This window comes from Amycolatopsis nigrescens CSC17Ta-90, from assembly GCF_000384315.1.
Taxonomy (GTDB): Bacteria; Actinomycetota; Actinomycetes; order Mycobacteriales; family Pseudonocardiaceae; genus Amycolatopsis; species Amycolatopsis nigrescens.
Genome location: NZ_ARVW01000001.1, coordinates 3,474,749 through 3,500,175, shown reverse-complemented (window position 1 = coordinate 3,500,175; position 25,427 = coordinate 3,474,749). Strand labels below are relative to the sequence as shown.

The following is a 25,427-nucleotide window of genomic DNA, read 5'->3' as shown; positions in this document are numbered from 1 at the left end:
AGGGACCCAACCATCAATGGAGTGCACTTACTACACAAGCTGATCAACACGGACACGAGAAGCCAGCGTACCGGCGCGGAGAGTTGCTCTAGCATCGCAGCATGTCTGGATCGGCCGGTCGCTCCGGTGGCGCGAAGCCGGGACGCCGGTCTCGGCGCCGCCGCGGCAGAAGGCTGACCACCGTCGACGAGACCTCTGCCGGCGGACTCGTGGTCGACGCCGAACGGGCGAACGCGGTGTTGATCGGCCGGCTGGACCGCCAGGGCAAGCTGCTCTGGTCGCTGCCGAAGGGCCACATCGAGGACGGCGAGACGACCGAGCAGACTGCGGTGCGCGAAGTGAAGGAGGAGACCGGAATTTCCGCGCACGTGCTCACGTCATTGGGCACCATCGACTACTGGTTCGTCGCCGAGCGCCGCCGGGTGCACAAGACGGTGCACCACTTCATCCTGGAAGCCGCCGGTGGCGAGCTGTCCGACGAGGATGTCGAGGTCACCGAGGTCGCCTGGGTACCGCTGGACGAGCTGGAGGCCAAACTCGCCTACGCCGACGAACGCACCCTGGTGCGCAAGGCGCGGGCGCTGTTCCTCGAGGAGCACACCGAGTGAAGCGGTTCGCCGCACTTACGTTGGCTGTCCTTTTCGTTGTCGCTTCGGCGCTGCTGGGCAGCGGTGCCGAAGCGCAGCCGGTCCCGGACAGCCCGAGCAGACTGCGCCTGGACATCGGCGAGATGGCGCCGCGCCTGCTCACCGCCACGTCGTCCACGCTGAGCATCTCCGGCCGGGTCACCAATATCGGTGACCGGCGGCTGACCGGGGTGAAGGCGCGGCTCGAACTGGGCGAGCGGCAGACCACCGAGCGCCAGCTACGCGCCTCGCTGGGCGAAGCCCCGCCGACCGGCGCGTCGCAGACCAGGTACGCCGACGTGGCCGCCACGCTGGAGCCCGGCCAGTCCGCGCCGCTGACCATCGTGGTCCGGGTCAACGACGGGGCGGGCGGGCTGCAGGTCACCAGGCCCGGGGTGTACCCGTTGCTGGTCAACGTGAACGGCACCCCGGAGTACGGCGACCAGGCCAGGCTGGCCGCGCTGAGCATGCTGCTGCCGGTGCTCGGCGTGCCGGGCAAGGAGGCCCCGTCGAAGCCGGACCGGCCGACCAAGGTGGCCGTGCTGTGGCCGATCGCGGACACCAGGCCGCGGGTGGTGTCCGCGCCGTTCGGTGGCGCGATGGTGCTCTCCGACGACCAGCTGGCGAACGATCTCGCCCCCGGCGGCAGGCTGGACGCGCTGGTGTCCACCGTCCGGGCCCGCTCCGGCGACCAGGCACTGACCGATTCGCTGTGCTTCGCGGTGGACCCCGACCTGCTGGACACCGTGGACGCGATGACCCGCGGCTACCAGGTGCGCACCCCGCAGGGCCTCCAGGAGGGCCGCGGCGTCGAGGCGGCCAAGCGGTGGCTCGGCACGCTGCGCCAGGTGGTCGCCGGGAACTGCGTCATCCAGCTGCCGTACGCGGACACCGAGCTCTCCGCCCTCACCAAGGTGCACGACCAGGACCGGTCGCTGATCAGCGCCGCGACCAACGGCAGCCAGCGGCTGCTGGAGCTGCTCAGCGTGCAGCCGCAGGCCGGGGTGCTCTGGCCGGACGGGCCGCTGGACAAAGCGACCCTCACCGAGCTGGCCGAGACCGGCACCAAGACCCTGATCGCGGACCCGGCGAAGCTGAAGGAAGGCACCCCCGGCAGCGCAGCCACCTTGCAGGACAGCACGCTGCGGGCCCAGCCGGTGGACGGCGTGCTGGCCACCGCGCTGGCCGGGACGCCGGTGCAGGCGGCCGGCACGCTGACCCCGGGCAGCGACCGGCCGCTGGCCACCCAGAACGGGCTGGCGGCACTGGCCTTCCACGGCCTGAGCGGGGAGCCGCCGTCGAAACCGCTGCTGGTTGCGCCGCCGCACCGGTGGACCGCGTCGGTCAGCGAGCTCACCAGCTTCCTCGGCACCCTGTCCGACTTCGCCACCAGGGGGCTCATTTCGCCGACCCCGGTGCAGAGCTTGCTCGTCTCGCCGGTCGACGGCACCGCGAAGATGAGCTATTCGGCGCAGGACACCGCCGCCGGCGTGCCATCGGACGTGCCGGAAGAGCTGTCCGTGGTGCACGACTCGGCGCTCGACCTGCGCAGCGCGATGACCGTTGATCCGACCACCCAGGTCGATCCCGGCGACCTGATCAAACCGCTGCGGGCGGCCATCTTGCGGGCCACTTCCACCGCGTGGCACGGCAGGCCGGGCGCCGCGGCCACGTCCGCCGGCGAGGCGCGGGACCAGCTCGACACCCTGCTCGGCGGGGTGACCGTGGAGACGCCGGGCCAGCCGATCTCCCGTGCCTCCGGCAGCGCCCCGCTGCTGGTGTTCGTCTCCAGCAAACTGCCGGTGACGGTGAACGTGCAGATCACCCTGCAGAACAACAGCGGCCTCAAGCCTGCGCCGGCGAAGCAGTACAGCATCGCGGCCGGCACCTCGCAACAAGCCGCGCTGGAGGTGGAGGCGCTGCGCGTCGGCCGGTTCAGCGTGGACGTGTCGCTCACCACACCGGGTGGCACCCAGCTCGGCAGCCCGGCCACCTTCGAATTGCGGTCCAGTGAGTACAGCACGGTCACCATCATCATCACGGTGACCGCGGCGGGCGCGTTGCTGCTGCTCTCCGGTCGTCGGATCTATCGGCGCATCCGGGCACGCAGTAAGACGTAACCCGCGCGGGCGGACCGGCGACGATTACCCTGGTCCGGACTGGTCGACCGCTGAAGATGGGGACGTGTTGGACGAAGAGCCTGGCTCGCGGGCGGGCCGGCGCGCGCGGCCGCCCAAGTCCGAACGCGTGCCGCCGCCCCCGCCGCGCCATGACCAGCCGCCGCCGGAAGGCAGGCGGCGGCGCGTGCCGCCGCCCGACGGACGGCCCCCGCCGCCGCGCCGGCGTGCCCAGCAGCCGCCTCCGCCGCCGCCGAACAACCCGCCGCAGCCGCCGCTGCCGATCGCGGACCAGCCGACCCGGCGGTTCCGCCCGGCCAGGCCCTCGGACACCCCGGCACCGCCGGCCCAGCAACCACCGCAGCAGCCCCCGCCGCGACGCCAGCCGCCGCCGGTCCGGCCGTGGCGCCAGGAGCAGGAGCGCGCCCAGCCTCCACACCCTCCACAGCCGCCGCCGCGCGAGGACGCCACCATGCTCATCCCGCGCGACCGCTGGGTGCCGCCGGGCGTGCGCTGGCCGACGGCCGACCAGGACATGGCCATGCTGCGGCCGTACGACGAGTTCGCCACCCGGATGCTGCCGCGGTTCGTGGACGTACCGCAGGCGGCCGAGCCGGTCGGCGACAGCCTGCCGGACGCCACCGGCATCCAGCCCAAGGTCACCGACAAGGCGGCGCCGTCGCTGGCCAAGGCCAGCGGCCGGATGGCGATCGCCACCCTGACCAGCCGGATCACCGGGTTCGCCTGGAAGGTGATGCTGGGCGTGGTGGCCACCCTCGGCGTGGTCTACGACTCCTTCACCGTCGCCAACACGCTGCCGCTGATGGTCAACGAGCTGCTCCTCGGCGGGGTGCTGACCAGCGTGATGATCCCGCTGCTGGTCCGTTCGCAGGACGACGAGGACGGCGGCCAGCGCTACACCCAGCAGCTGGTCACCCTGGCGATCACCGTGCTCGCGGTGGGCGCGGTGCTGTCCACCATCGCCGCCCCGCTGCTCACCAGCCTGCTGGTGGAGGAGGGCAGCGAGGCCAACTCGGACCTGGCCACCGCCTTCGCCTACCTGCTGCTGCCGGGGCTGCTGTTCTACGGGCTGTTCGCGGTGCTGTCCGCGATCCTGAACGCCAAGCAGATCTTCGGCCCGGCCCAGTGGGCCCCGGTGGTCAACAACCTGGTCATCTTCGCGACCATCGGGCTATACGCGCTGGTGCCCGGCGACCCGACCCTCAACCCGCTGAACATGAGCGACCCGAAGCTGCTGGTGCTCGGGCTCGGCGTGCTCACCGCGATGGTCGTGCAGGCGGCCTACCTGCTGCCGGCGCTGCGCAGGTCCGGCTTCAAGTTCAAGTGGCGCTGGGGCATCGACTCGCGGCTCAAGGAGTTCGGCGGGCTGGCGCTGTGGATCTTCGCCTACGTGGCGGTCAGCCAGATCGGGGTCAGCGTCACCACCAGGGTGCTCACCCTCGGCACCCAGGGCAGCGTCAGCACCTACTCCAACGCCTGGCTGCTCTTCCAGCTGCCCTACGGCGTGATCGGGGTGTCGCTGCTGACCGCGATCATGCCGAGGATGAGCCGTGCGGCGGCGGACGGGGACACCAAGAAGCTGATCGGCGACCTGTCCTACGGCTCCCGGCTGAGCACGCTGACGCTGCTGCCGGTGTCCGCGGTGATGGTGGTGGCCGGTACCTCGATCGGGGTGGCGCTGTTCGCGCTGCGCGGCGACGACCAGGCGGTGGCGAACGCCGAGCGGCTCGGCCAGGCGCTGGCCGTGTCGGCCTTCGGGCTGCTGCCGTACGCGCTGGTCATGCTGCAGATGCGGGTGTTCTACGCGATGAAGGACTCCCGCACGCCGACCCTGATCATGGTGGTGATGACCGGGGTCAAGATCCCGCTGCTGCTGCTGGCATCCGGTCTGCTCAGCCCGCGCGACCTGGTGCTCGGCGTGATGATGGTGAACTCGCTGAGCTTCGTGGTCGGCGCGGTGATGGGCCAGGTCTGGCTCTGGGTCAAGCTGGGCAACCTGCGCAGCAAACGGGTGATCGGGGTGATCCTGTTCACCGTGGTGGCCAGCGGCCTCGGCGCCGCCGCCGCGGTACTGGTCGGCATGCTGGTGCCGGACTTCCTCGGCCCGTCTTTGCAGGCCTGGATAGAGTTGATCCTGCAGGGCGTGGTCGGCATGGTCGTCTCGTTCGGCGTGCTGATCGCGCTGAAGATCCCGGAGCTGGACGGTGTGACCAGAAGATTCACCCGGTTGATTAAGCGCGGATAACGTTTTACGCACGGATAACCCTCGTGCACGCGATGTGTTCCCGTACCCTCGGTTGAGATGCGTGGGAGAGTGCGGTGAATACGAAGCGGAGTGAGCAGACCGGCGCACCCCGGACGGGGGTTCGGGCCCGAGGAGGCTCGCTGGCACCGGGCGGCGTCGTTGGCGACGGCCGCTACCGGTTGCTTGCCCAATTCGGGATCGACGAACGCGCGGGTGCCCATCTGTGGCGCGCCCGCGACGGGCAGCTGCGCCGCGATGTCGCGCTGACCCTGCTGGTCGGCGACCCGGCGGACGCCGAGTCGGCCCGGCTGGCCCGCCGGACCCTGGAACGCGCCGCGCACGCGGCGAAGTTCGGGCACGACGGCGTGGCCAGGGTGCTCGACGTGCTCAGCCTCGGCACCGGCATCACCTCCGGCGAGGGCCTGCTCGGGGTGGTGGTCGCCGAATGGACCAAGGGCACCGACCTGATCGACCTGGTGGCCGAGCAGCCGGTGGCGCCCGGCACCGCGGCCAGGATGGTGCAGGCGCTGGCCGAAGCGGTGGAACGCGCGCACCAGTCCGGGCTGGTGCTCGGCCTCGACCATCCGCAGCGGCTGCGGGTCACCCCGGACGGCGCGCTGCGGCTGGCCTTCCCCGGCCCGCTGCCGGACGCCACCCTGCGCGACGACGTCAAGGCCATCGGCGCCGTGCTGTACCTGCTGCTCACCGGCCGGTGGGCGCTGCCTGGCGGGCCGGCGGCGATCCCGTCCGCACCGCACGCGCCGAACGGCCGGATCGTGCCGCCCCGTTCGCTGCAGCCGAGGGTGCCGCCAGAGCTGTCCTCGCTCGCCGTGCGCACCATCGAAGACGGCGGGCACGGCGGGATCCGGACCAGCGCGGCCATCCTGCGCGCACTGGACCTGGCCGCCGAGGCCGAGGAACGCACCCAGCTGATCAAGCAGGTGCCCGCCGAAGAGTCCGGCACGGACGCCGACGGCGGCGTGTGGATCACCAAGAAGCCGGTCAAGGACGCCGCGCGCCGGCGCAAGCTGGCACTGGGCGTCACCGTGCTGGTGGTCGCCGCGGTGGGCATCCTGGCCTGGCTCGGCATGCTGGCCATCAGCTTCTTCCAGACCGACCCGGACGCGGGCGGGCCGCCGATCAACGTGGCCCAGCCCTCGACGACCGCGCCGGCCCAGCCGCCGGCCTCCTCCCAGAACCCGGCGCCCCCGCCCGCCGCGGGTGAGACGGGCCCGCCGGTCAAGCCGGCGTCGGTCAGCGTCTACAACCCGGAAGGCGACGGGGACAACCCGGCCCGCGCGAAGAACGCGACCGACGACAATCCCGGCACGGTCTGGCGCACCGAGCAGTACAAGCAGCAGTTCCCCAAGGTGAAGCCCGGTGTCGGCCTGGTCGCCGAGTTCGACCAGCCGATCAACCTGTCCCAGGTGAAGATCGACTCGAAGTCGCCTGGCACCAAGGTGGAGATCAGGATCGCGGACAGCAAGAACGCGAAGCTGAGCGACACCCGCACGGTCGGTTCGGCCGATCTCGGCGACGGCGAGACCGTGCTGAAACTGGACCAGCCGCAGCAGGGCAAGTTCGTCATCGTGTGGGTCACCCAGCTGGCCGGCCAGGACGGCAAGCTGCTTTCCGAGATCGGCGAGCTCGGCTTCCTGCCTGCCAAATGACAGCCGGGCGGTGGGGGCTAATCTCTTACGGGTGACCGCAGCCGCTCCTACGGACGCCGATCTCATCGCGGCACATGCCGCCGGTGACCCACACGCGTTCAGTGAACTGGTCAGGCGGCATCGCGACCGGATGTGGGCGGTCGCGTTGCGCACGGTGCGCGACCCGGAGGAGGCCGCCGACGCACTGCAGGACGCGTTCATCTCCGCGTTCCGCGCGGCCGGCAAGTTCCGCGCCGAGTCGCAGGTGACCACCTGGTTGCACCGGATCGTGGTGAACGCCTGCCTGGACCGGGTACGCCGTCGGCAGGCGAGGCCGACCGTGCCGCTGCCCGAGACCGGGCACAACGAGCCGTCCACCCCCCGTGACTCGATGGCCGACCGGGAGACCCGGCTGGTCATCAAGGCGGCGCTGGACGAGCTGCCCGAGGATCAGCGCGCGCCGATCGTGCTGGTCGACGTCGAGGGCTATTCGGTGGCCGAAACGGCCACCATGCTCGGCATCGCGGAGGGCACCGTGAAGAGCCGGTGTGCGCGGGGTCGAGCCAAGCTCGCCAAGGTTCTAGGACATCTGCGGAACCCCGATGCAGAAGCGAACGTCCCAACTCACGAAAGCAAACGAGGCCAGGACCAGCCGTCACGGACCGGCCAAGCGCAGCGGATGCCGCGAACGCAGCATCAAGGGGAGGGACGATGACGGACGAGAGCCGGGGAACGGGCGGTGTCGTGGGCCCGCCGTGGTCCGTCGATCTGCTCGCCGACCTGCAGGCCGGTGTGCTCGACGAGCACACCGCGGCCGAGTTGTGGCCGCGGGTCGAGGCGGATCCGGAGGCTCGGGAGATCATCGCGGCCCTGGAGGCCACCAGCTCGGACCTGGCCGGACTTGGCTCCGCGCCCGTCGAACCGATGCCGGCCGAGTTCGCGGCCAGGCTGGACGCCGCGCTCGCGGAAGAGGCCCGTCAGCACTTCGCGGTCCCCGCGCCACGCCAGTCCGAGCCCGCCCCGGTGGTGAGCCTGGACGCGGCCCGGCAGCGACGTAAGAAGCGGGTCGGCTGGGCCACCGGGATCGTGGCCGTCGCCGCGGCCGCGGTGGCCGCGATCGCCATCGTGGTGCCCAGCGGAAACACCCCCGGCACGCCGAACGTGGCCCAGCCACCGCCCGGCGACGGGGAGGCCCCGCTCGCCCTGCAGGGCGACGGCTCGAACGCCTCCCCGGCTCAGGCGAACGGGGTGCGCGACTTCGGCCCGCTCGGCAGCCAGGAGCGACTGGACTCCTGTCTGACCGCGAACGGTTTCGACGCCTCGGTCAAGCCGGTCGGTTTCCGGCCGGTGACGGTGGACGGCAAGTCCGCGGTGCTGGTGGTGCTGACCACCGGCAAGCTGGCGCAGTTCCGGCTGGTCGCCTTCCCGGCGACCTGCGGCCCCGGCGGCGAAGGCCCGATCTTCGACAAGTTCGTCGGCTAGCCCTTACCGGTCGCCGAGGGGCCCGCCGCGCCTGGATGTGGCGGGCCGCATGCTCGGGAACACCGGCACCTACGATCGTGTTGAGCCTGGTACACGGGCACTACGAGCGGAGGTCACGGGTGGCTGCAGAAGACGTTCGGAACCTGATCATCGTCGGATCGGGTCCGGCCGGATACACGGCGGCCGTTTACGCCGCGCGGGCGCAGCTCGAACCACTGGTGTTCGAGGGCTCCCAGTTCGGTGGCGCGCTGATGACCACCACGGAGGTCGAGAACTACCCCGGCTTCCGCGACGGCATCCAGGGCCCCGACCTGATGGAGCAGATGCGCACCCAGGCGGAGCGGTTCGGCGCCGAGCTGCGGGCGGAGGACGTGGAGGAGCTCGAGCTCACCGGCGACGTCAAGTACGTGACGGCGAACGGCAAGCGGTACGCGGCTCGCGCGGTGATCCTGGCGATGGGCGCGGCTGCCCGCTATCTGAACGTGCCCGGTGAGCAGGAACTGCTCGGCCGCGGCGTGTCCTCCTGCGCGACCTGCGACGGCTTCTTCTTCCGCGACCACGACATCGTGGTCGCCGGTGGCGGCGACTCCGCGATGGAGGAGGCGACCTTCCTGACCAAGTTCGCGCGGTCGGTGACGATCGTGCACCGGCGCGAGGAGTTCCGCGCCTCCAAGATCATGCTGGAGCGGGCGCGGGCGAACGAGAAGATCCGCTGGCAGCTCAACTCGCAGATCACCGAGGTGCTCGGCGACGGCAAGGTGCAGGGCCTGAAGCTGCGGGACACGGTGACCGGTGAGGAGTCGACCCTGGACGTCACCGGCTTCTTCGTGGCGATCGGGCACGACCCGCGCAGCGGGCTGGTCCGCGGCCAGGTGGACATCGACGAGGCCGGCTACGTGCGGGCCAAGGCACCCAGCTCGTACACCAACCTGGACGGCGTGTTCGCGGCCGGTGACCTGGTGGACCACACCTACCGGCAGGCGATCACGGCGGCCGGTTCCGGCTGCACCGCGGCGATCGACGCGGAACGCTGGCTGGCCGAGCACGCGGTCACCGAGCAGGCGCACGAGGCGCCGGAGCTGGTCGGCGGCGGCTACGCCGCGTCGGCCAAGTAACCCGATCAGGCTTCCGAGCTCGACCCGATAGAGGAGAGAAGATGACCGACACCGTCAAGGTGACCGACAAGAGCTTCACCGACGACGTGCTGACCAGCGACAAGCCGGTACTCGTGGACTTCTGGGCCACCTGGTGCGGGCCGTGCAAGATGGTCGCCCCGGTGCTCGAGGAGATCGCCTCGGAGCACAAGGAAAAGCTGACCATCGCGAAGCTGGACATCGACGAGAACCCGCACACTGCGCGGGACTACCAGGTGATGTCGGTGCCGACGCTGATCCTGTTCCAGGGCGGCAAGCCGGTGAAGCAGATCGTCGGGGCGAAGCCGAAGGCCGCCCTGCTGTCGGATCTTTCGGACGTGCTCTGAGTCTCGTTTGAGCTCGGTTCCGGCAACGAGGACCCGGGGGTCGCGCGTGTACCTACGCGCCCTCCGGGTTTTTGTTTTGCGCTAGGCCGATCACGTCACGCGACGCCACCAGGGGCGTCACTTCTGGTGGACAGGCCACCTGGTCTGACGAGCACAGACGCACTGACCGGCCCTGCGCGCTCACCGAGAGTTCGCAGGGCACAATAGAGACGCTGGGCAGCCCCCAGAAACCAAGTTCCGCACCGCATCGAGCGCCTCGGTGCCCAAAGAAGAGCGAGGAGTGCATGCGGGTACTCCGCCGCGGTGACGCCGGACCGGACGTCGCCGAGATCAGGTCGATGCTCACGGCATTGGGCCTGCTCCGCACGGACGGGTATGGCTCCTTCGACGCGACGGTCGAACAGGCGGTTCGCGGCTTTCAGCAGCGGCGCGGCCTGATCACCGACGGCGTGGTGGGGCCGGCCACCTATCAGGCGTTGCGGGGCGCCAGCTTCCACCTCGGCAGCCGTCCGCTGGCTTACCTGATCTCGTCGCCGGTGCACGGCGACGACGTGTTCGCGCTGCAGGAGCGGCTGACCGAGCTCGGCTACAACGCGGGCCGCCCGGACGGCGCGTTCGGCGCGCAGACCGAACACGCGCTGCGGAACTTCCAGCGGGACTACGGCCTGGTCGTGGATGGGATCTGCGGCGCCGCCACGGTTCGCGCGCTGCGCCAGCTCTCGCCGCGGGCTCGCGGCGGCCGCCCGGTCTTCCTGCGTGAGCAGGAGCAGGTGCGCCGGGCCGGGCCACGGCTGCGCGGCAAGCGGATCGTGATCGACCCAGGGCACGGCGGTACGGACGCCGGCGCGGTCGTCGGCGACCTGCGCGAAGCCGACATCGCCTGGGACCTGGCTCGCCGCCTCGAAGGCCGGATGAAGGCCACCGGCATGGAGGCGCTGATCTCGCGCGGCCAGGACCACAGCCCGAGCGAGGTGGAACGCGCCCAGTTCGCCAACGACGCCGGCGCGGACCTGTTCCTTTCGCTGCACAGCGACCAGAACGCGTCGCCCAAGGCGCAGGGCGTGGCGAGCTTCCACTTCGGCACCGGCAACGGCACCACCTCGACCGTCGGTGAGCTGCTGGCCGGCTTCATCCAACGCGAGCTGGCCGCCCGCACCGGCCTGCAGGACTGCCGCACGCACTACAAGACCTGGGAGATCTTCACCCGCACCCGCTGCCCCGCGGTGCGCATCGAGATCGGCTACCTGACCAACCCCGCGGACCGGCACCGGCTCTCCGAGCCCGCGTTCCGGGACGTGGTCGCCGAAGGCATCCTGATCGCCGTGAAGCGGCTCTACCTGCTCGGTGAGGGCGACCAGCCCACCGGCACCTTCACCTTCGCCGACGTACTGGCCCACGAACTGGCCAAGGCCGAATAACCCGCCCCCGCAACGGCCTCACCAGGCAAAACGCACTTTTGCGCCCCCAGCGCAGCCCCCACCCGTCCCGGGGGGCGACCCCGAGCCCAGCTTATCGAGCCCAGGGCCCGTGCACAGGTCACTCGGCGATCTGTGGACAACTCGTGGATGCATCCACATTTTGTGGATAACCCTGCCCTCCGCCAGAGGACAACCTGGGGATCGGAGTAGTCTGCGCGGCCGGACGGGTCAGGCGCGGGCGGCGCTGGGCTCGGCGGTGCTGATGCTCACCGTGCCAAGGAGCCGTTCGAGCGCGGCCTCCACGTCTTCCTTCCAGCTGATCGCCGAACGCAGCTCCAGGCGCAACCTGGGCCACCGCGGGTGCGGCCGGACGGTCTTGAAGCCGACGCTCTGCAGGAAGGCGGACGGCACCACGCAGCTGTGCTCGGCCGGGCCGGTCTCGACATCGGGATCGGGCGGCTGGGCGTCGCCGAACGCCTCGATCGCGCGCACGCCGCGTTTCGTGAGGTCCTTGGCGACCGCCTGCACCAGCATCCGACCGAGCCCGCCGCCGCGGAACTCGGGGAGTACCTGGAAACCGGTCAGCAGCACCGCGTCCGGGCCCGGCGGTGACGTCGGGAAGGCGTTCGACCTCGGCACCGCGTTCGGCGGTGCGTAGAACACGAAGCCGACCGGCAGGTCGTCGCTGTAGACGATCCGCCCGCAGGAGCCCCATTCCAGCAGCACGCTGGACACCCAGGCTTCCTTCTCCACCTCGGTCTCGCCGAACTCCTCGGCCTGCGCCTTCAGATGCGGCGCAAGCTCCCAGTACACACATCGGCGGCACTTGATCGGCAACTGCTCCAGGTTGTCCAGCGTGACGCCTACGACGCGTCGCGACACCCGACCTCCCGGAACTGTGCTTACGGCGACCGTGTAGTTCGCGGAGACGAGCCCGCCCGAGGGCATGACCGACCGCGACAGGCCAAGTTCGAGGATAGGCCGATGTGATGAGCACCGGAAGGCCGGGCTCGTCACAAGAGCGGGTGGTTACACTCGACGGAACTACCCGCCGGTAAACGACTACCGCCGAACTCTTGCGAAGTGCCTGATGACTGCTTCCGGACCGCCCGAAAAACAGCCAGCCGGCTCCGGCCACCACAACCTGGACCGGCACCTCGACCGGTATGCCGCGCGCACCGCGGGGATGACCGCGTCGGAGATCAGGGCGCTTTTCGCCGTGGCGAGCAGGCCGGAAGTGGTGTCGCTGGCAGGCGGTATGCCGAACCTCGCCGCACTGCCGCTGGACACCCTCTCCGGCCAGGTCGCCGAGATCATCGCCGAGGACGGGCTGGTCGCGCTGCAGTACGGCTCGGCGCACGGCGTACCGGCGCTGCGCGAGCAGATCTGCGAAATCATGGCGCTGGAAGGCATCTCCGCGCACCCGGACGACGTGGTGGTCACGGTCGGCTCGCAGATGGGCCTGGACATGGTCACCCGGCTGTTCTGCGATCCCGGCGACGTGGTGCTGGCGGAAGGCCCGTCGTACGTGGGCGCACTCGGCTCGTTCACCGCGTACCAGGCCCAAGTCGTGCACGTGACCATGGACGACGACGGGCTGGTGCCCGCCGCCCTGCGAGAGGCGCTCGCGCAGACCGAGAAAGCCGGTAAGCGGGTCAAGTTCCTGTACACGATTCCGAACTTCCACAACCCCGCCGGCGTGACACTGGCCGTGGCCAGGCGAGCCGAGATCCTGGAGATCTGCCGGCAGCACGGCGTGCTCGTGGTGGAGGACAACCCGTACGGGTTGCTCGGTTTCAACGGCCAGACCTACCCGGCACTGCGCTCCACCGATCCCGACAACGTGGTCTACCTCGGCTCGTTCTCGAAGACCTTCGCCTCCGGCCTCCGGGTCGGCTGGGTGCTGGCGCCGCACGCGGTGCGGGAAAAGCTCGTGCTGGCCGCCGAATCCGCGACCCTGTGCCCGCCGACGCTGAACCAGCTGATCGTGTCGCGCTATCTCGCCACGCACGACTGGAAGGGCCAGATCAAGACCTTCCAGGAGAACTACCGCGAACGCCGCGACGCGATCATCTCCGCGCTGGAACAGCACATGCCGGCCGGTTGCAGCTGGACCCATCCGGACGGCGGCTTCTACGTCTGGGTGACCGTGCCGCCAGGAGTGGACACCAAGGCGATGCTGCCGAGGGCGGTCACCGCGCGGGTGGCGTACGCGTCCGGCACCGGGTTCTACGCGGACGGTTTCGGCAGCAGGCAGATGCGCCTGTCGTACTGCTACCCGACCCCGGAGCGGATCAAGGAAGGCGTGCGACGGTTGGCCGGGGTGCTGGAGTCCGAAATGGACCTCGTCCGCACCTTCGGTAGCGTGAGCCCGCGGCCGATCTCGGGACCGCAGTCGCCCTCGCCCGACACCGCCTGAACCCGGGCGTTCCGATCGACCTGCGGTGGCCGCACGAGTCCACTGTAGACATTTAAGGAGTTTTGCCGTGGCCGAACGCACCGTGGCCGTTCTCGCGGGTGGCCTTTCGCACGAGCGCGACATCTCACTGCGCTCCGGCCGCCGGCTCTCCGCCGCGCTGCGGGAGGAAGGGCTCGCCGTCGAGGAATGGGACACCGACGCGGGGCTGCTGGAACGGCTGCGGTCGGGCAGCCCGGACGCGGCGATCGTCGCGCTGCACGGCGGCGAGGGGGAGAACGGTTCGGTGCAGACCGTGCTGGAGATGCTGGGCGTGCCGTTCGTCGGCACCAGCTCGCAGGGATGCCGGCGCGCGTGGGACAAGCCGACCGCGAAAGCCGTGCTGGAAAAGGCCGGATTCGCCACCCCGGACTGGGTGGTGCTCCCGCACAGCACCTTCCGCGAGCTCGGCGCGCAGGGCGTGCTGGACGCGATGGTCGAACGACTCGGCCTGCCGCTGATCCTCAAGCCGGACCAGGGTGGCTCGGCACTGGGCATGCAGGTGGTGCGGGACGCGGCGGAACTGCCGGCCGCGATGGTCAACTGTTTCGCCTACGGCGACACCGTGCTCGCCGAGCGCTTCGTCGATGGTGTGGAAGTTGCCGTGGCCGTGGTGGAGCGGGACGGCGCCGCGGAGGCACTGCCCGCGGTGGAGATCGTGCCGGAAAGCGGGATCTACGACTACACCGCGCGCTACACGGCGGGACTCACTGATTTCTTCACGCCGGCCCGGCTGTCCGACGAGCTCGCCAAGGCGGTGGGCGAGCTGGCGGTGGCGGCGCATCGGGAACTCGGCCTCCGCGACATTTCGCGTACCGACGCGATGGTCAGCCCGGACGGCACCGTGCAGTTCCTCGAAGTGGGCCTCTCGCCCGGGCTGACCGAAACCTCGACCGTGCCGATGGCCGTCGAAGCGTCCGGCGCCTCACTCGGTGCCGTTTTCGCCGATCTGGTCGACAAAGCGATCAAGCGGGCGGAGTAGCCGCGACCGGCTCGCGAACCTCGCCAGCCGGTCGCAATCTGTAGTTTCAGGTAGACCCAGGGCAATCATCACCGTGACGAAACACCCTGGGGTCATCCTTCATCGGTTTCACGTGTCTGTTTTGTACTATTCGGGTCCATCAAGGCGACGATCCGCTCGAGGTCGTCCACCGAACCAAACTCGACCACGATCCGGCCCTTCCGGCGGCCGAGGTCGACCTTCACCCGGGTGTCGAAGCTGTCCGAGAGCCGGGTCGCGAGCTCCTGCAGCCCCGGCGCCTGCATCGGCTTGCGCGGCTGCTGCTTCGGCTTGGCCGGCGCCTCGCTCTTCTTGAGCGTGACCGCCTCTTCGGTGGCCCGCACGGACAAGCCCTCCGCCACGATCCGGGCGGCGAGCTCCTCCTGCGCACCGGCGTCCTCCAGGGACAGCAGCGCCCTGGCGTGCCCGGCGGAGAGCACCCCGGCGGCGACCCGCCGTTGCACGGGAAGCGGCAGCTTCAGCAGCCGGATGGTGTTGGTGATGACCGGCCGGCTGCGGCCGATCCGGCCGGCCAGCTCCTCGTGCGTCACCTCGAACTCGTCCAGCAGCTGCTGATAGGCCGACGCCTCTTCGAGCGGATTGAGCTGGACGCGGTGGATGTTCTCCAGCAGCGCGTCCCGCAGCATCGCCTCATCCGCGGTCTGCCGGACGATGGCGGGGATGTTCTCCAGCTCGGCCAGCTGGGACGCCCGGAGGCGTCGCTCGCCCATGACGAGCTCGTACTCGTCGCCACCGAGCTCGCGGACCACGATCGGCTGCATCAGCCCGAACTCGCGGATCGAGTGCTCGAGCTCGGCCAGCGCCTCTTCGTCGAAGACCTGACGCGGCTGCTTGGGGTTGGGCTTGATCGAGGAGACCGGAACCTCGCGGTAGACGGCTCCGGCCACCTCGCCTTCGTGCGTCGGTGCCGAGCCGTTCGCGCCGGCCCGGCCCTGCTCGCTCCCGCCGTCGACGGGCTCGATCTTCGCCTGGGCGGGAGCCGCGGCCCCTTCCGGCTGGCCGACCGGCCCAGTCGGAATCAGCGCGGCCAGCCCCCGGCCAAGCCCCCCTCGTCGCTCGGTCATCAGTTGCCGCCCCTCCCGTTTGCGGTGCTGCCGCGCTCCGCCACCTCACGCGCGGCGTCCATGTAGCTCATCGCGCCCCGGGAGCCGGGGTCGTACGCGAGCACAGTCTGACCGTAACCCGGCGCCTCGGAGACCTTCACGCTGCGCGGGATCACGGTCTTCAGCACCACCTCACCGAAGTGGTTGCGCACCTCCTGAGTCACCTGGTCGGCCAGCTTGGTCCGGCCGTCGTACATGGTGAGCAGGATGGTGGAGACGGACAGCTCGCGGTTCAGGTGCTTCTGGACGAGCTCGATGTTGCTGAGCAGCTGCCCGAGCCCCTCCAGCGCGTAGTACTCGCACTGGATCGGGATCAGCACCTCCTGGGCCGCGACCATCGCGTTCACCGTGAGCAGGCCAAGCGAGGGCGGGCAGTCGATGAAGACGTAGTCGACCCCGATCTCGTCGATGGCTTCGGCGGACAGCGCCTCCTTCAGCCGCGCCTCACGGGAGGTCATCGAGACCAGCTCGATCTCCGCACCGGCGAGATCTATGGTCGCCGGCACGCAGTAGAGGTTGGGGGACTGCTCGCTGACCGCGGCCGCGTCCGCGAGGGAGACCTCGCCCAGCAGCACCTCGTAGATGGACGGGGTGCCCGAGCGGTGTTCTATGTTCAACGCGGTGCTCGCGTTGCCCTGCGGGTCCAGGTCGATCACCAAGGTCTTGAGTCCGTGCACCGCGAGTGCGGCGGCCAGGTTGACCGCGCTGGTGGTCTTGCCGACGCCGCCCTTCTGGTTCGCGACGGTGAGCACGCGGCGCCGGTCCGGGCGCGGCAGCGTGTGCTCCTCCGGGTGCAGCACTCGCGCCGCGCGCTGCGCCTCTTCTTCTATCGGCGTCCAGCCCAGTCCGTGGCTGGTGTTGGGGTCTGACGCAGGTGGAGTCACCGGTCAAGCCACCTTCCCGTGGTCGATGCTTCGGGGGCGCTCAGATCGCGCCGTTTCACGTGGAACATTCGTCGCTCCATACTGATCGGCCATCATTCGCAGCTGTTCTCATCCAGTTGTCACCCGGCACGGCTCGGCTTGACGGACCCGGAGTTCCGCCGGCGACGCGATGCCTTGGCCGGCTTGACTCGCTCCACGATCACCACGGTGGTCGGGGTGGTCAGCAAGCCGGTTCCGCATTCGGACACGACCGGAGTCGAGCCGCCCTCCTTGGCGACCGCTGCCGCGTCCCGGGCCACCTCGTCCCGCGCGCTGGAGCCTTTGAGCGCGAGCATCATGCCCCCTACCCGGGCGAGCGGCAGGCACCAACCGGCGAGCTTGGCCAGTGGGGCCACGGCTCGCGCGGTCACCACATCCGCGCCAGCGACATCATCTCGCACCGCTCTTTCCTCGGCGCGACCGCGTACCACTGTCGCCGGCAAGTCGAGCGCGGACAGCACCTCGGACAGCCATTCCGCCCGGCGCGCCATCGGCTCCACCAGAACGATATCGAGATCGGGTCGGGCAATCGCCAGCGGTACGCCCGGCAGTCCGGCACCGGAGCCGATGTCCACCACCCGGGCGCCGTGCGGGATCCGCTCGCCGATCACGGCCGAGTTCAGCAGGTGTCGATCCCAGAGCCGGTCCACCTCGCGCGGACCGATCAGTCCACGCTCGACGCCGTGCCGTTCAAGGAGTGCGGCGAACCGAGTAGCCAGTTCCAGCCCATCCCCGAACACTCGGCCGGCCACCTCGGGTACCGGCACCGAGCCCTCGACGTCCTCCACTCACAGCTCCCTACAAACTCGTTTCACGTGAAACGCGAAGCCTCGGGCGCGAGGCCGCGCGCTCCGATTGTCCCCGACGACTCCGCCAAAGCCGCGCGACAGACCGCAACTGTGCACAAGTCCACTACGAGCCGGCGCGCGTTTCACGTGAAACGACAGCGGTGTAGTTCGAGCGCGGGGGAGGCAGGCACAAAAAAGCGGCCCGCCGAATCCGGCGGGCCGCTTCAGGGGAGTGCTTGCGCTACGCGTCCGGGAAGACCACCACGCGCCGCTTGGGGTCTTCGCCCTCGCTCTCGCTGCGAACCCCGTCCACCGCGGCGACCGCGTCGTGCACGACCTTCCGCTCGAACGGGCTCATCGGCTGCAGCCGAACTCGCTCGCCGGTGGAGATCACCGTCTCCGCCGTCGACTTGCCGAGCTCGCGAAGCTCCGCGCGACGGTCCGCCCGCCAGCCCGCGATGTCCAGCATCAGCCTGCTGCGCGAACCGGTCTCCTGCTGCACCGCCAGCCGGGTCAGCTCCTGCAGCGCCTCGAGCACGTTGCCCCTCGCGCCGACGAGCTTCTCCAGATCCTCACCGCCGTCGATGCTGACGATCGCGCGGCCGGCCTCGACATCGAGGTCGATGTCCCCGTCGTAGTCCAGAAGGTCCAGCAACCGCTCCAGGTAGTCACCGGCGATGTCGCCCTCCTGAACGAGAACGTCCTCGCCGACCCCGGCCGAACGCTTGCCACCCTCGGCCTCCTCGGTGCCCCCTGTGTCCTCCGTGTTCTCCGCACCTTCCGCGGTCACCTCGGCGGTGGCTGTGCCGGCCTCGCCTGCCGTCGTCTCGTCCTGCTCGGCGTCGACCGCTTCGACAGTCTCCGACATGCTCATGTCTCCTCTCCCGACCTGCTCGCCTCAGCGACGCTTCCGGCCCGGCTTCTTCGTTGAGTCGCTGCTGGCGCCGGATGTACGCGCGCCCTTGCCGCTCGAGCCCTGCTGCTCCGAGTTCTTGGTGGCGTCCTTCGCGGTGCTGTCCGCGGGCTTGGCCGGGGTGTTCTTCTTCGGTGTGCCCGGCTTGGCGCCGTTCGACGAGCCGTTCTGGGCCGGCCGCTTCGGCTGCTGGGCGAAGCTGTGCGGGGAGCCCGCCTTGGTGTTCCGCTTGGGGTTGGCCGGCTTCTGCCCGACCTGAGGCTTCTGTCCCGGCTTCGGGCCGAGCGCGGTGCGCTTCTCGATCGCCTCGGCCTTCTTCGTCTCTTCTTCCTTGTCGATCTTGGTGTAGACCAGCCGCTGCTGCATCAGGGTCCAGCCGTTGTTCGCCAGCCAGTAGAACAGCAGTCCGAGCGGGAAGAGGGCACCGAAGACGAGCACGCCAAGCGGGAAGATGTACATGGTCAGCTTGTTCATCATCGCGGTCTGCGGGGTGGCCGACTCCGGGTTCTGCCGTGCCACCGAGTGCCGCGCGGTGAGGTGCGTCGCGATGCTCGCCACGATCATCAGCGGGATAGCGACCGGGGCCACGTTCCAGTGCCAGCCGCTGCCCTGGCCGCCGACCACGGTCGCGTTGTTAATCGCTTCACCGAGGTTGACGCCGAACAGCTTGGCGTTCACGTACGACTCGACGCCGGCCTTGTCGAAGAAGTAGTTCTCCGTCTTCTGGTCCAGCGGCAGGTTGGTGAACATCCGCAGCACGTGGTTCAGGCCGATGAACACCGGGATCTGCAGCAGCATCGGCAAGCAGCTGCCGAGCGGGTTGACCCCGTGCTCCTTCTGGAGCTTCTGCATCTCCTGCGCCTGGCGCTGCTTGTCGTTCGCGTACTTCTTCTGGAGTTTCTTGACCTCCGGTGCGAACTCCTGCATCTTCTTCATCGACCGGACCTGGTTCACGAACGGCTTGAACATGATGCCGCGGACGGTGAAGGTCAGGAAGATGATGCCGAGAATCCATGAGATCGCGGCGGCTTCGCCGAAGACGAACCCGAACACCTTGTGCCAACACCACAAGATGAACGACACCGGGTAGTAGATGAAGTCGAGCGACACGGAACTACTCCTCGATCGATGTGTCAGGTCTGTGATGGCGCCAGGTGAACTTCTCCGGTACCGGGTCGCGGCCGGGCATCGTCCATGGTCCGCAACGCAGCAGCCGTCGCACGGCGAGGTAGCTGCCTCTAGCCGCGCCGTGTCTGGTCAGCGCCTCCACCGCGTAGGTACTGCAGCTCGGGTAGAACCGGCAGTTCGGTGGCAGGAAGGGGGAGATCACCTTGCGGTAGAACCGGATCGGCTGGAGCAACAGCCATGCCACTGGTCCCGGCCGGGACTCACCCGCCGGCCGTCCGCTCGTGGAGGCTGTCTGGCTCTCGTTCACACCGCTGGTCCGTTGTCCTCATTGACGCCGCTCGCGTCACTCACGCCACTGACGCTGGCAACGCCGTGGTGGCCGGCACCGCGACCGCGGGCCGTCCGGGAACCGTGCGCCAGACCGAGCCGCCGCAGCGCGGCGTCGAGATCCGAACCGAGTTCACTGCTGGACGCGCCGGAAGCCGGCGGTAACGCCCGTACCACCAACGAACTGCCGGCCGGCAGGGTTCCGAGACGATCGGCCACCAGGTGCCGGAGCCGGCGGGTCACCCGGTGCCGCACCACCGAGTTGCCAACGGCCTTGCTCACCACGAAACCCGCCCTGGCACCCTGATCGGATGCGGGCGGGTCGGTGGTCAGCATATGCACGACGAGGCGCCGCCGCCCGGCTCGAGCTCCCCGGCGCATGACCACCCGGAAGTCTTCGCTGCGCCGCAGACGAGCGGCTGCCGGCAACACGGCGCGTCTCGCCGAGGGGCCGGGATCAGGCGGACAGCTTCTCGCGGCCCTTGCGCCGACGCCCGGCCAGGATCGCCCGGCCCGCCCGGGTACGCATCCGCAGCCGGAACCCGTGGGTCCGAGCGCGTCGGCGGTTGTTCGGCTGGAAGGTGCGCTTACCCTTGCTCACGGATACTTCTCCTGTGTCTTAGGTCGCCCGGTGTTACGGGCGTGCCGTGCGCGAGCACGGCTGTATGTATGTCCTGGCCCTCCCTGGCGGGAGGCTCCTACCGCCTATGGTGTCTCCTACCATCGTGCGACTCGGCTCCGTCGGGTGACGAGAACACGCGCACGCAAACGGCACCCGCTGAGGCGGGAGACCTTACGAGGGTACGCACCCGGCACGGTGACACCGAAACCGGCCCCCGCGACCACCCAGGGCGACCATCGGTGACCCGGTGCGCGGGAACCCTCCAGCACCGAATGGCAACACGCCGTACACCGTGAAATGCTTGCGGCCAACGAAGTCTTGTGGCAGCGCGAAGCGCTTGTTAGCGTGCCCCTTCCTGGGGCACCGCTGGAGGTGCTCGCGCCGCCGCCGGGGAAGTGGAGAGGCTCCGGCAGGCTTAGGACGATCCCGTGGTTGGAGTGGCTGCGGATCGCCGTACATTAGTGCACAGTTGTGGACAACTTTGTGGATACCTGCTGCGCGCGGTGACCACGAACACTGAACAGACAGCTCGATGGAGCTAAGACCCGAGCTGGCAGGGTGAGTCACCGCAGTTGAAACCGTGTCGTCTGGGGCAGACGAGGGGAGGGGAGCGGAGTAGGTGTCCGAGCACCAGGTCAATCTGGGTGTCGTCTGGGAGCAGGTGGTCAGGGAGCTCTCCGACGGCACCCTGTCTCCGCAGCAGCGGGCGTGGATGCGGGTCACTCGCCCGATCGGCCTGCTGGACGGCACCGCGCTGCTTGCCGCGCCGAGCGACTTCGCCAAGGAAGCCATCGAGCGCGCGCTGCGCGAGCCGATCACGCACGCGCTCTCCCGGCGGCTCGGCCGCGCGGTCTCGCTCGCGGTGAAGGTGGATACCGCCGAGGCGGCCGCGCCGGCGCCCCCCACGCTCTACCAGTCGTCACCCGCGAGGGTGGAAAACGCGGGTCCGTCCGAGCCGCCGAAGATGCCGCCGATCGAGGACGGGCTGCTCCCGCCGGCCCGCCGGTCGCGGCCGAAGCCGCCCGAACCCGCTCCGAATACCGGCACCGCGACCGATGACGGTGAAAGCGACGGCGACGAAGAGGTAGATGAGGAAGGCGAGGCGCTCGCCACCGCGAACGAGATCTGGCCGATGTTCGCCGGCCAGCCGATCGCGGGCCAGCCCTACACCGCGCCGGCACAGCCGCAGACTTCGAAAACCCGGCTGAACGAAAAGTACAACTTCGACACCTTCGTCATCGGCGCGTCCAACAGGTTCGCGCACGCAGCCGCCTTCGCGGTCGCTGAAGCGCCTTCGCGGGCGTACAACCCGTTGTTCATCTGGGGCGAGTCCGGGCTGGGCAAAACTCACCTGCTGCACGCGGTCGGGCACTACGCGCAACGACTGTTCCCCGGCATGCGCGTGCGCTACGTGTCCACCGAAGAGTTCACCAACGACTTCATCAACTCGCTGCGGGACGACCGCAAGGTGGCCTTCCAGCGCCGGTACCGCGACATCGACATCCTGCTGGTGGACGACATCCAGTTCCTGGAGGGCAAGGAAGGAACCCAGGAGGAGTTCTTCCACACCTTCAACACGCTGCACAACACGAACAAGCAGATCGTGGTGTCCTCGGACCGGCCGCCGAAGCGGCTGGAGACCCTGGAGGACCGGCTGCGCACGCGGTTCGAGTGGGGCCTGATCACCGACATCCAGCCCCCCGAGCTGGAGACCCGGATCGCGATCCTGCGCAAGAAGGCGGGCCAGGACCGGCTCGCGGTGCCGGGCGAGGTGCTGGAGTTCATCGCGGCCAGGATCGCCGCGAACATCCGCGAGCTCGAAGGCGCGCTGATCCGGGTCACCGCGTTCGCGTCGCTGAACCAGCAGCCGGTGGACGTCGGGCTGGCCGAGATCGTGCTCCGCGACCTGATCCCGGACTCGCAGGCGCCCGAGATCAGCGCGCCGACGATCATGGGCGCCACCGCCGACTTCTTCGACGTGACCCTGGACGATCTGTGCGGGCCCGGTAAGACCAAGGCGCTCGCCACCGCGCGGCAGATCGCGATGTACCTGTGCCGCGAGCTGACCGACATGTCGCTGCCCAAGATCGGCCAGACCTTCGGCGGCCGGGACCACACCACGGTGATGCACGCGGACAAGAAGATCCGCAAGGAGATGGCCGAGCGCCGGCGGATCTACGACCAGGTGCAGGAGCTCACCGCGCGGATAAAGCAGCGCGCCAGGTAAGCCCCCGGATTCCTCGGCGGCCGTCGTCCACTCTGGACGGCGGCCGTTTTCTTTTCAGCAAGGGCGAATCTTGCTCGCACCGCGCCGTAACCTCTATGATTGGTTACTGAAACCGGTTAAAAGAGTTACTTGAGGGTTCGTCTGTGTGTGCGTACGCGTACGCACACCGTCACCTCGGAAACCCCTTTGCTGACAACGAGAGCGGCCGAAGCGACGCTCAACCCGTCGCCGATGAAAGAAAAGGAGCGACGCGGGTCACTCAGGAGGGCGATCCTTGGCAGCCGCGGGCGGTGCGCCGGCGGTGGGCTGCCTGGGCACAGACCGACCCACATCTGGGGACAGCCGTGTGGACAACTGTGGATGGATGTGGACGCCTGTGGGCAACGCCGAAACCGTCCACCGGCCGCCCGAACTGTCCACCGGTTGCACCCCCCTCGTGTCCACACCCGGCCGCGCGACCGGACCTGCGGTTACGGCACCTGTCCACACAACCCACAACGCTTATTACTGTCACTGCCCTTCTAGCTTTTGAAGAGAAGAACAAAACAAAAACAAGCGAGCTGTGGATCTGGGGACAGCCGGCTCGAACAGTCGTCTTGTCGACAAGCTGACCGACGGGGCCGGATGACGGCGGGACCGGTCACGTTCTAACGTGGGTGCCCACACCGAGTCCGTCTTCGCCGCCGATGCACCGCTGGCGACGGCGACGGGCCACACGACACTGGCGAGATCTCCGGCCGACCGCTGAGCAGCGCGCCCCGGAGGGGTTGTCGATCTTCTCGAGCCGAACGGGCTCGGCTATCGAAGGGATGGGCGCATGAAGATCCGCGTCGAGCGTGACGGGCTGGCCGACGCCGTCGCGTGGGTGGCGAGAAGCCTGCCGTCCAGGCCACCGGTCCCGGTCCTCGGCGGTGTCCTGCTCGACGCCGGTTCGGACGGGAGCACCGATGCGCTGACCGTGTCCGGGTTCGACTACGAGGTGTCGGCGACGGTCGGCGTGCCGGCCACCATCGCCGACGGCGGCCGCCTGCTGGTGTCCGGCCGGCTACTCGCGGACATCACCAAGGCGCTGCCCGCCCAGCCGGTGGAGATCTCCGTCGAGGGCGCCCGCGCCTCCATCACCTGCGGCAGCGCCCGGTTCAGCCTGCCGACCATGCCAGTCGAGGACTATCCCCAGCTGCCGGCCCAGCCCGCCTTCGCCGGCCAGCTGACCGGCGACGCCTTCGGCCAGGCGGTCACCCAGGTCGCGGTCGCCGCCGGCAAGGACGACACGCTGCCGATGCTGACCGGCATGCGGCTGGAGATCTCCGGCAGCTCGCTGACCCTGGTGGCCACCGACCGGTTCCGGCTGGCGATGCGCGAGTTCGCCTGGGAGCCGGCCGAAGGTCTCGCCGACGCCGCGGTGCTGGTGCCGGCGCGCACGCTGGCCGACGCCGCCAAGTCGCTCGGCGCCAGTGGCGCTGCCGTGTCGCTCGCGCTGGCCCCCGGCGAGGGGCTGCTCGGCCTGTCCGGCTCCGGCCGCTACACCACCAGCCGGCTGCTGGACGCGGAGTTCCCGCCGTACCGGCAGCTGCTCCCGGCCCAGCACACCTCCCGCGCGGTGATCGAGGTAGGCCCGCTGGCGGAATCGATCAAGCGCGTATCGTTGGTGGCCGAACGCGGTACCCAGGTCCGCCTCGAGTTCGCCGACAACTCGCTCCGGCTCTCCGCCGGCGGGGACGACGAGGGCAGCGCCGAAGAAGAGCTGCCAGTGGACTACGAAGGCGACCCGGTGACCATCGCGTTCAACCCGGGCTACCTGGTGGACGGGCTCGGCGTGTTGCACGCCGACCGGGCCGAGCTGACGTTCACCACCCCGAACCGGCCCGCCCTGATCAAGCCGGCGGACGAGCAGGGCCAGGTCGTGCCCGGCTACCTGTACCTGCTGATGCCGGTCCGCCTGCCCGGCTGACGCACCGCCAGAGCGAGTGAACGAATAAGGGGTTTTCCATGGTTCAGCTGGGACTGATCGGGCTCGGCAAGATGGGCTTCAACATGCGCGAGCGGCTGCGCGCCGCCGGGCACGAGGTGGTCGGCTACGACCGCAACGCCGAGGTGAGCGACTCCTCGTCGGTCGAGGACCTGGTGTCGAAGCTGGCCGCGCCGCGCGTCGTCTGGGTGATGGTGCCCGCCGGGGACGCGACCAGGCAGACCGTCACCGAGCTGGGTGAGCTGCTCGACGAGGGCGACCTGGTGATCGACGGCGGCAACTCCAAGTTCACCGACGACAAGCTGAACGCCGACCTGCTCGCCGCGAAGGGCATCGGCTACCTGGACGCCGGTGTGTCCGGCGGTGTGTGGGGCAAGGACAACGGCTACGGCCTGATGGTCGGCGGCGCCGAGGCGGACGTCGCCAGCGCGATGCCGATCTTCGACGCGCTCCGCCCGGAAGGCCCGCGCGAAGAGGGCTTCTCGCACGCCGGCTCGGTCGGCGCCGGGCACTACGCGAAGATGGTGCACAACGGCATCGAGTACGGCCTGATGCAGGCTTTCGCCGAGGGTTTCGAACTGCTCGAAGCGGCCAAGGTCGTGGAGGACGTGCCGTCGGTGATCAAGGGCTGGCAGCGCGGCACCGTGGTCCGGTCCTGGCTGCTCGACCTGCTGGTCCGCGCGCTGGACGAAGACCCGGAGCTGGACGACCTCGAGGGTTACGTCGAAGACTCCGGGGAAGGCCGCTGGACGCTGGAAGAGGCGATCAACAACGCGGTGCCGGCGCCGGTCATCTCGGCCGCGCTGTTCGCCAGGTTCGCCTCCCGCCAGGAGCACTCCTCCGCGATGCGCGCGGTGGCCGCGCTGCGCCAGCAGTTCGGCGGGCACGCGGTGAAGAAGGCCGGTGGCTAAGG

The 25,427-nt window shown here is 69.5% G+C and carries 23 protein-coding genes; 14 read left to right on the top strand and 9 right to left on the bottom strand.

Annotated elements, in window-relative coordinates:
- Positions 1–101 precede the first annotated feature (101 nt).
- From AMYNI_RS0116325 to AMYNI_RS0116285, 9 genes are all read left to right on the top strand, one after another.
- Positions 102–608 (top strand): NUDIX hydrolase, encoded by a 507-nt coding sequence (locus tag AMYNI_RS0116325; protein ID WP_026360527.1) that lies wholly within the window; start codon positions 102–104, stop codon positions 606–608.
- Positions 605–2,746, top strand: coding sequence for a DUF6049 family protein (locus tag AMYNI_RS0116320; protein WP_020669093.1), 2,142 nt, complete (start codon positions 605–607; stop codon positions 2,744–2,746). The genes AMYNI_RS0116325 and AMYNI_RS0116320 overlap by 4 nt, the downstream gene beginning before the upstream one ends.
- A 469-nt stretch (positions 2,747–3,215) precedes the next feature.
- Entirely contained in the window at positions 3,216–5,009 is a 1,794-nt protein-coding gene (gene murJ / locus AMYNI_RS0116315; RefSeq protein WP_020669092.1) for a murein biosynthesis integral membrane protein MurJ, read from the top strand.
- A gap of 74 nt (positions 5,010–5,083) precedes the next feature.
- Positions 5,084–6,679 carry a protein kinase family protein gene (locus AMYNI_RS0116310; RefSeq protein WP_026360526.1) on the top strand — a complete coding sequence of 532 codons (1,596 nt, stop codon included), beginning with the start codon at positions 5,084–5,086 and terminating at the stop codon, positions 6,677–6,679.
- A 31-nt stretch (positions 6,680–6,710) separates the two neighbouring features.
- A complete protein-coding gene (gene sigM, locus AMYNI_RS0116305; RefSeq protein WP_020669090.1) occupies positions 6,711–7,373 on the top strand; it encodes an RNA polymerase sigma factor SigM in 663 nt (220 codons plus the stop codon).
- Positions 7,370–8,140: a hypothetical protein gene (locus AMYNI_RS0116300; RefSeq protein WP_026360525.1), complete on the top strand. Its 771-nt coding sequence runs from the start codon at positions 7,370–7,372 to the stop codon at positions 8,138–8,140. The genes sigM and AMYNI_RS0116300 overlap by 4 nt, the downstream gene beginning before the upstream one ends.
- Before the next feature lie 119 nt (positions 8,141–8,259).
- On the top strand, positions 8,260–9,255 hold the full coding sequence (gene trxB, locus AMYNI_RS0116295; protein WP_020669088.1) for a thioredoxin-disulfide reductase: 996 nt from the start codon (positions 8,260–8,262) through the stop codon (positions 9,253–9,255).
- A gap of 41 nt (positions 9,256–9,296) precedes the next feature.
- Positions 9,297–9,620 carry a thioredoxin gene (trxA, locus tag AMYNI_RS0116290; protein ID WP_020669087.1) on the top strand — a complete coding sequence of 108 codons (324 nt, stop codon included), beginning with the start codon at positions 9,297–9,299 and terminating at the stop codon, positions 9,618–9,620.
- Positions 9,621–9,904: 284 nt separating this feature from the next.
- Positions 9,905–11,038, top strand: a complete 1,134-nt coding sequence (locus AMYNI_RS0116285) for an N-acetylmuramoyl-L-alanine amidase (RefSeq protein ID WP_020669086.1) — start codon at positions 9,905–9,907, stop codon at positions 11,036–11,038.
- Between the two features lie 228 nt (positions 11,039–11,266).
- Here the strand turns inward: AMYNI_RS0116285 and AMYNI_RS0116280 are convergent, their stop codons facing one another.
- Positions 11,267–11,920 carry a GNAT family N-acetyltransferase gene (locus tag AMYNI_RS0116280; protein WP_020669085.1) on the bottom strand — a complete coding sequence of 218 codons (654 nt, stop codon included), beginning with the start codon at positions 11,918–11,920 and terminating at the stop codon, positions 11,267–11,269.
- 208 nt (positions 11,921–12,128) lie between these two features.
- Here AMYNI_RS0116280 and AMYNI_RS0116275 point away from each other — a divergent pair, with 208 nt between their 5' ends.
- Both AMYNI_RS0116275 and AMYNI_RS0116270 read left to right on the top strand, forming a co-directional pair.
- Entirely contained in the window at positions 12,129–13,457 is a 1,329-nt protein-coding gene (locus AMYNI_RS0116275) for an aminotransferase-like domain-containing protein (protein WP_020669084.1), read from the top strand.
- 67 nt (positions 13,458–13,524) lie between these two features.
- Positions 13,525–14,475 carry a D-alanine--D-alanine ligase family protein gene (locus tag AMYNI_RS0116270; protein WP_020669083.1) on the top strand — a complete coding sequence of 317 codons (951 nt, stop codon included), beginning with the start codon at positions 13,525–13,527 and terminating at the stop codon, positions 14,473–14,475.
- 92 nt (positions 14,476–14,567) lie between these two features.
- On the opposite strand, the gene AMYNI_RS0116265 is transcribed toward AMYNI_RS0116270, so the two are convergent.
- The 8 genes from AMYNI_RS0116265 to rpmH all read right to left on the bottom strand — a co-directional run bounded on the left by AMYNI_RS0116265 (position 14,568) and on the right by rpmH (position 20,297).
- Positions 14,568–15,578 carry a ParB/RepB/Spo0J family partition protein gene (locus tag AMYNI_RS0116265; RefSeq protein ID WP_020669082.1) on the bottom strand — a complete coding sequence of 337 codons (1,011 nt, stop codon included), beginning with the start codon at positions 15,576–15,578 and terminating at the stop codon, positions 14,568–14,570.
- A complete protein-coding gene (locus tag AMYNI_RS0116260) occupies positions 15,578–16,501 on the bottom strand; it encodes a ParA family protein (protein WP_026360524.1) in 924 nt (307 codons plus the stop codon). The genes AMYNI_RS0116265 and AMYNI_RS0116260 overlap by 1 nt, the downstream gene beginning before the upstream one ends.
- Before the next feature lie 119 nt (positions 16,502–16,620).
- Positions 16,621–17,328 (bottom strand): 16S rRNA (guanine(527)-N(7))-methyltransferase RsmG, encoded by a 708-nt coding sequence (gene rsmG, locus AMYNI_RS0116255; protein WP_020669080.1) that lies wholly within the window; start codon positions 17,326–17,328, stop codon positions 16,621–16,623.
- Positions 17,329–17,569: 241 nt separating this feature from the next.
- Entirely contained in the window at positions 17,570–18,196 is a 627-nt protein-coding gene (locus AMYNI_RS0116250) for a Jag family protein (RefSeq protein WP_026360522.1), read from the bottom strand.
- A 30-nt stretch (positions 18,197–18,226) separates the two neighbouring features.
- Complete coding sequence (gene yidC, locus AMYNI_RS0116245; RefSeq protein ID WP_020669078.1) at positions 18,227–19,351, bottom strand: membrane protein insertase YidC; 1,125 nt, start codon at positions 19,349–19,351, stop codon at positions 18,227–18,229.
- 4 nt (positions 19,352–19,355) lie between these two features.
- Positions 19,356–19,676, bottom strand: a complete 321-nt coding sequence (gene yidD, locus AMYNI_RS0116240) for a membrane protein insertion efficiency factor YidD (protein ID WP_051116334.1) — start codon at positions 19,674–19,676, stop codon at positions 19,356–19,358.
- Positions 19,673–20,128 carry a ribonuclease P protein component gene (gene rnpA, locus AMYNI_RS48175; RefSeq protein WP_084628391.1) on the bottom strand — a complete coding sequence of 152 codons (456 nt, stop codon included), beginning with the start codon at positions 20,126–20,128 and terminating at the stop codon, positions 19,673–19,675. Before rnpA ends, yidD begins: the two co-directional genes overlap by 4 nt.
- 25 nt (positions 20,129–20,153) lie before the next feature.
- Positions 20,154–20,297, bottom strand: coding sequence for a 50S ribosomal protein L34 (gene rpmH, locus AMYNI_RS48170; protein ID WP_084628390.1), 144 nt, complete (start codon positions 20,295–20,297; stop codon positions 20,154–20,156).
- A gap of 640 nt (positions 20,298–20,937) precedes the next feature.
- Here rpmH and dnaA point away from each other — a divergent pair.
- The 3 genes from dnaA (at position 20,938) to gnd (ending at position 25,425) form a co-directional block, all read left to right on the top strand.
- A complete protein-coding gene (gene dnaA, locus AMYNI_RS0116230; protein WP_020669075.1) occupies positions 20,938–22,545 on the top strand; it encodes a chromosomal replication initiator protein DnaA in 1,608 nt (535 codons plus the stop codon).
- A gap of 817 nt (positions 22,546–23,362) precedes the next feature.
- Entirely contained in the window at positions 23,363–24,496 is a 1,134-nt protein-coding gene (gene dnaN, locus AMYNI_RS0116225) for a DNA polymerase III subunit beta (RefSeq protein ID WP_020669074.1), read from the top strand.
- A 38-nt stretch (positions 24,497–24,534) separates the two neighbouring features.
- Entirely contained in the window at positions 24,535–25,425 is an 891-nt protein-coding gene (gene gnd / locus AMYNI_RS0116220) for a phosphogluconate dehydrogenase (NAD(+)-dependent, decarboxylating) (protein ID WP_020669073.1), read from the top strand.
- Positions 25,426–25,427 lie beyond the last annotated feature (2 nt).

Bases quoted from the DNA above. Each gene is read 5' to 3' on its own strand.
- AMYNI_RS0116275 (WP_020669084.1), top strand. From the start codon at position 12,129: ATGACTGCTTCCGGACCGCCCGAAAAACAGCCAGCCGGCTCCGGCCAC.
- trxA (WP_020669087.1), top strand. From the start codon at position 9,297: ATGACCGACACCGTCAAGGTGACCGACAAGAGCTTCACCGACGACGTG.
- AMYNI_RS0116265 (WP_020669082.1), bottom strand. From the start codon at position 15,578: ATGACCGAGCGACGAGGGGGGCTTGGCCGGGGGCTGGCCGCGCTGATT.
- gnd (WP_020669073.1), top strand. From the start codon at position 24,535: ATGGTTCAGCTGGGACTGATCGGGCTCGGCAAGATGGGCTTCAACATG.
- dnaN (WP_020669074.1), top strand. From the start codon at position 23,363: ATGAAGATCCGCGTCGAGCGTGACGGGCTGGCCGACGCCGTCGCGTGG.
- AMYNI_RS0116300 (WP_026360525.1), top strand. From the start codon at position 7,370: ATGACGGACGAGAGCCGGGGAACGGGCGGTGTCGTGGGCCCGCCGTGG.
- AMYNI_RS0116285 (WP_020669086.1), top strand. From the start codon at position 9,905: ATGCGGGTACTCCGCCGCGGTGACGCCGGACCGGACGTCGCCGAGATC.
- AMYNI_RS0116325 (WP_026360527.1), top strand. From the start codon at position 102: ATGTCTGGATCGGCCGGTCGCTCCGGTGGCGCGAAGCCGGGACGCCGG.
- murJ (WP_020669092.1), top strand. From the start codon at position 3,216: ATGCTCATCCCGCGCGACCGCTGGGTGCCGCCGGGCGTGCGCTGGCCG.
- AMYNI_RS0116250 (WP_026360522.1), bottom strand. From the start codon at position 18,196: ATGTCGGAGACTGTCGAAGCGGTCGACGCCGAGCAGGACGAGACGACG.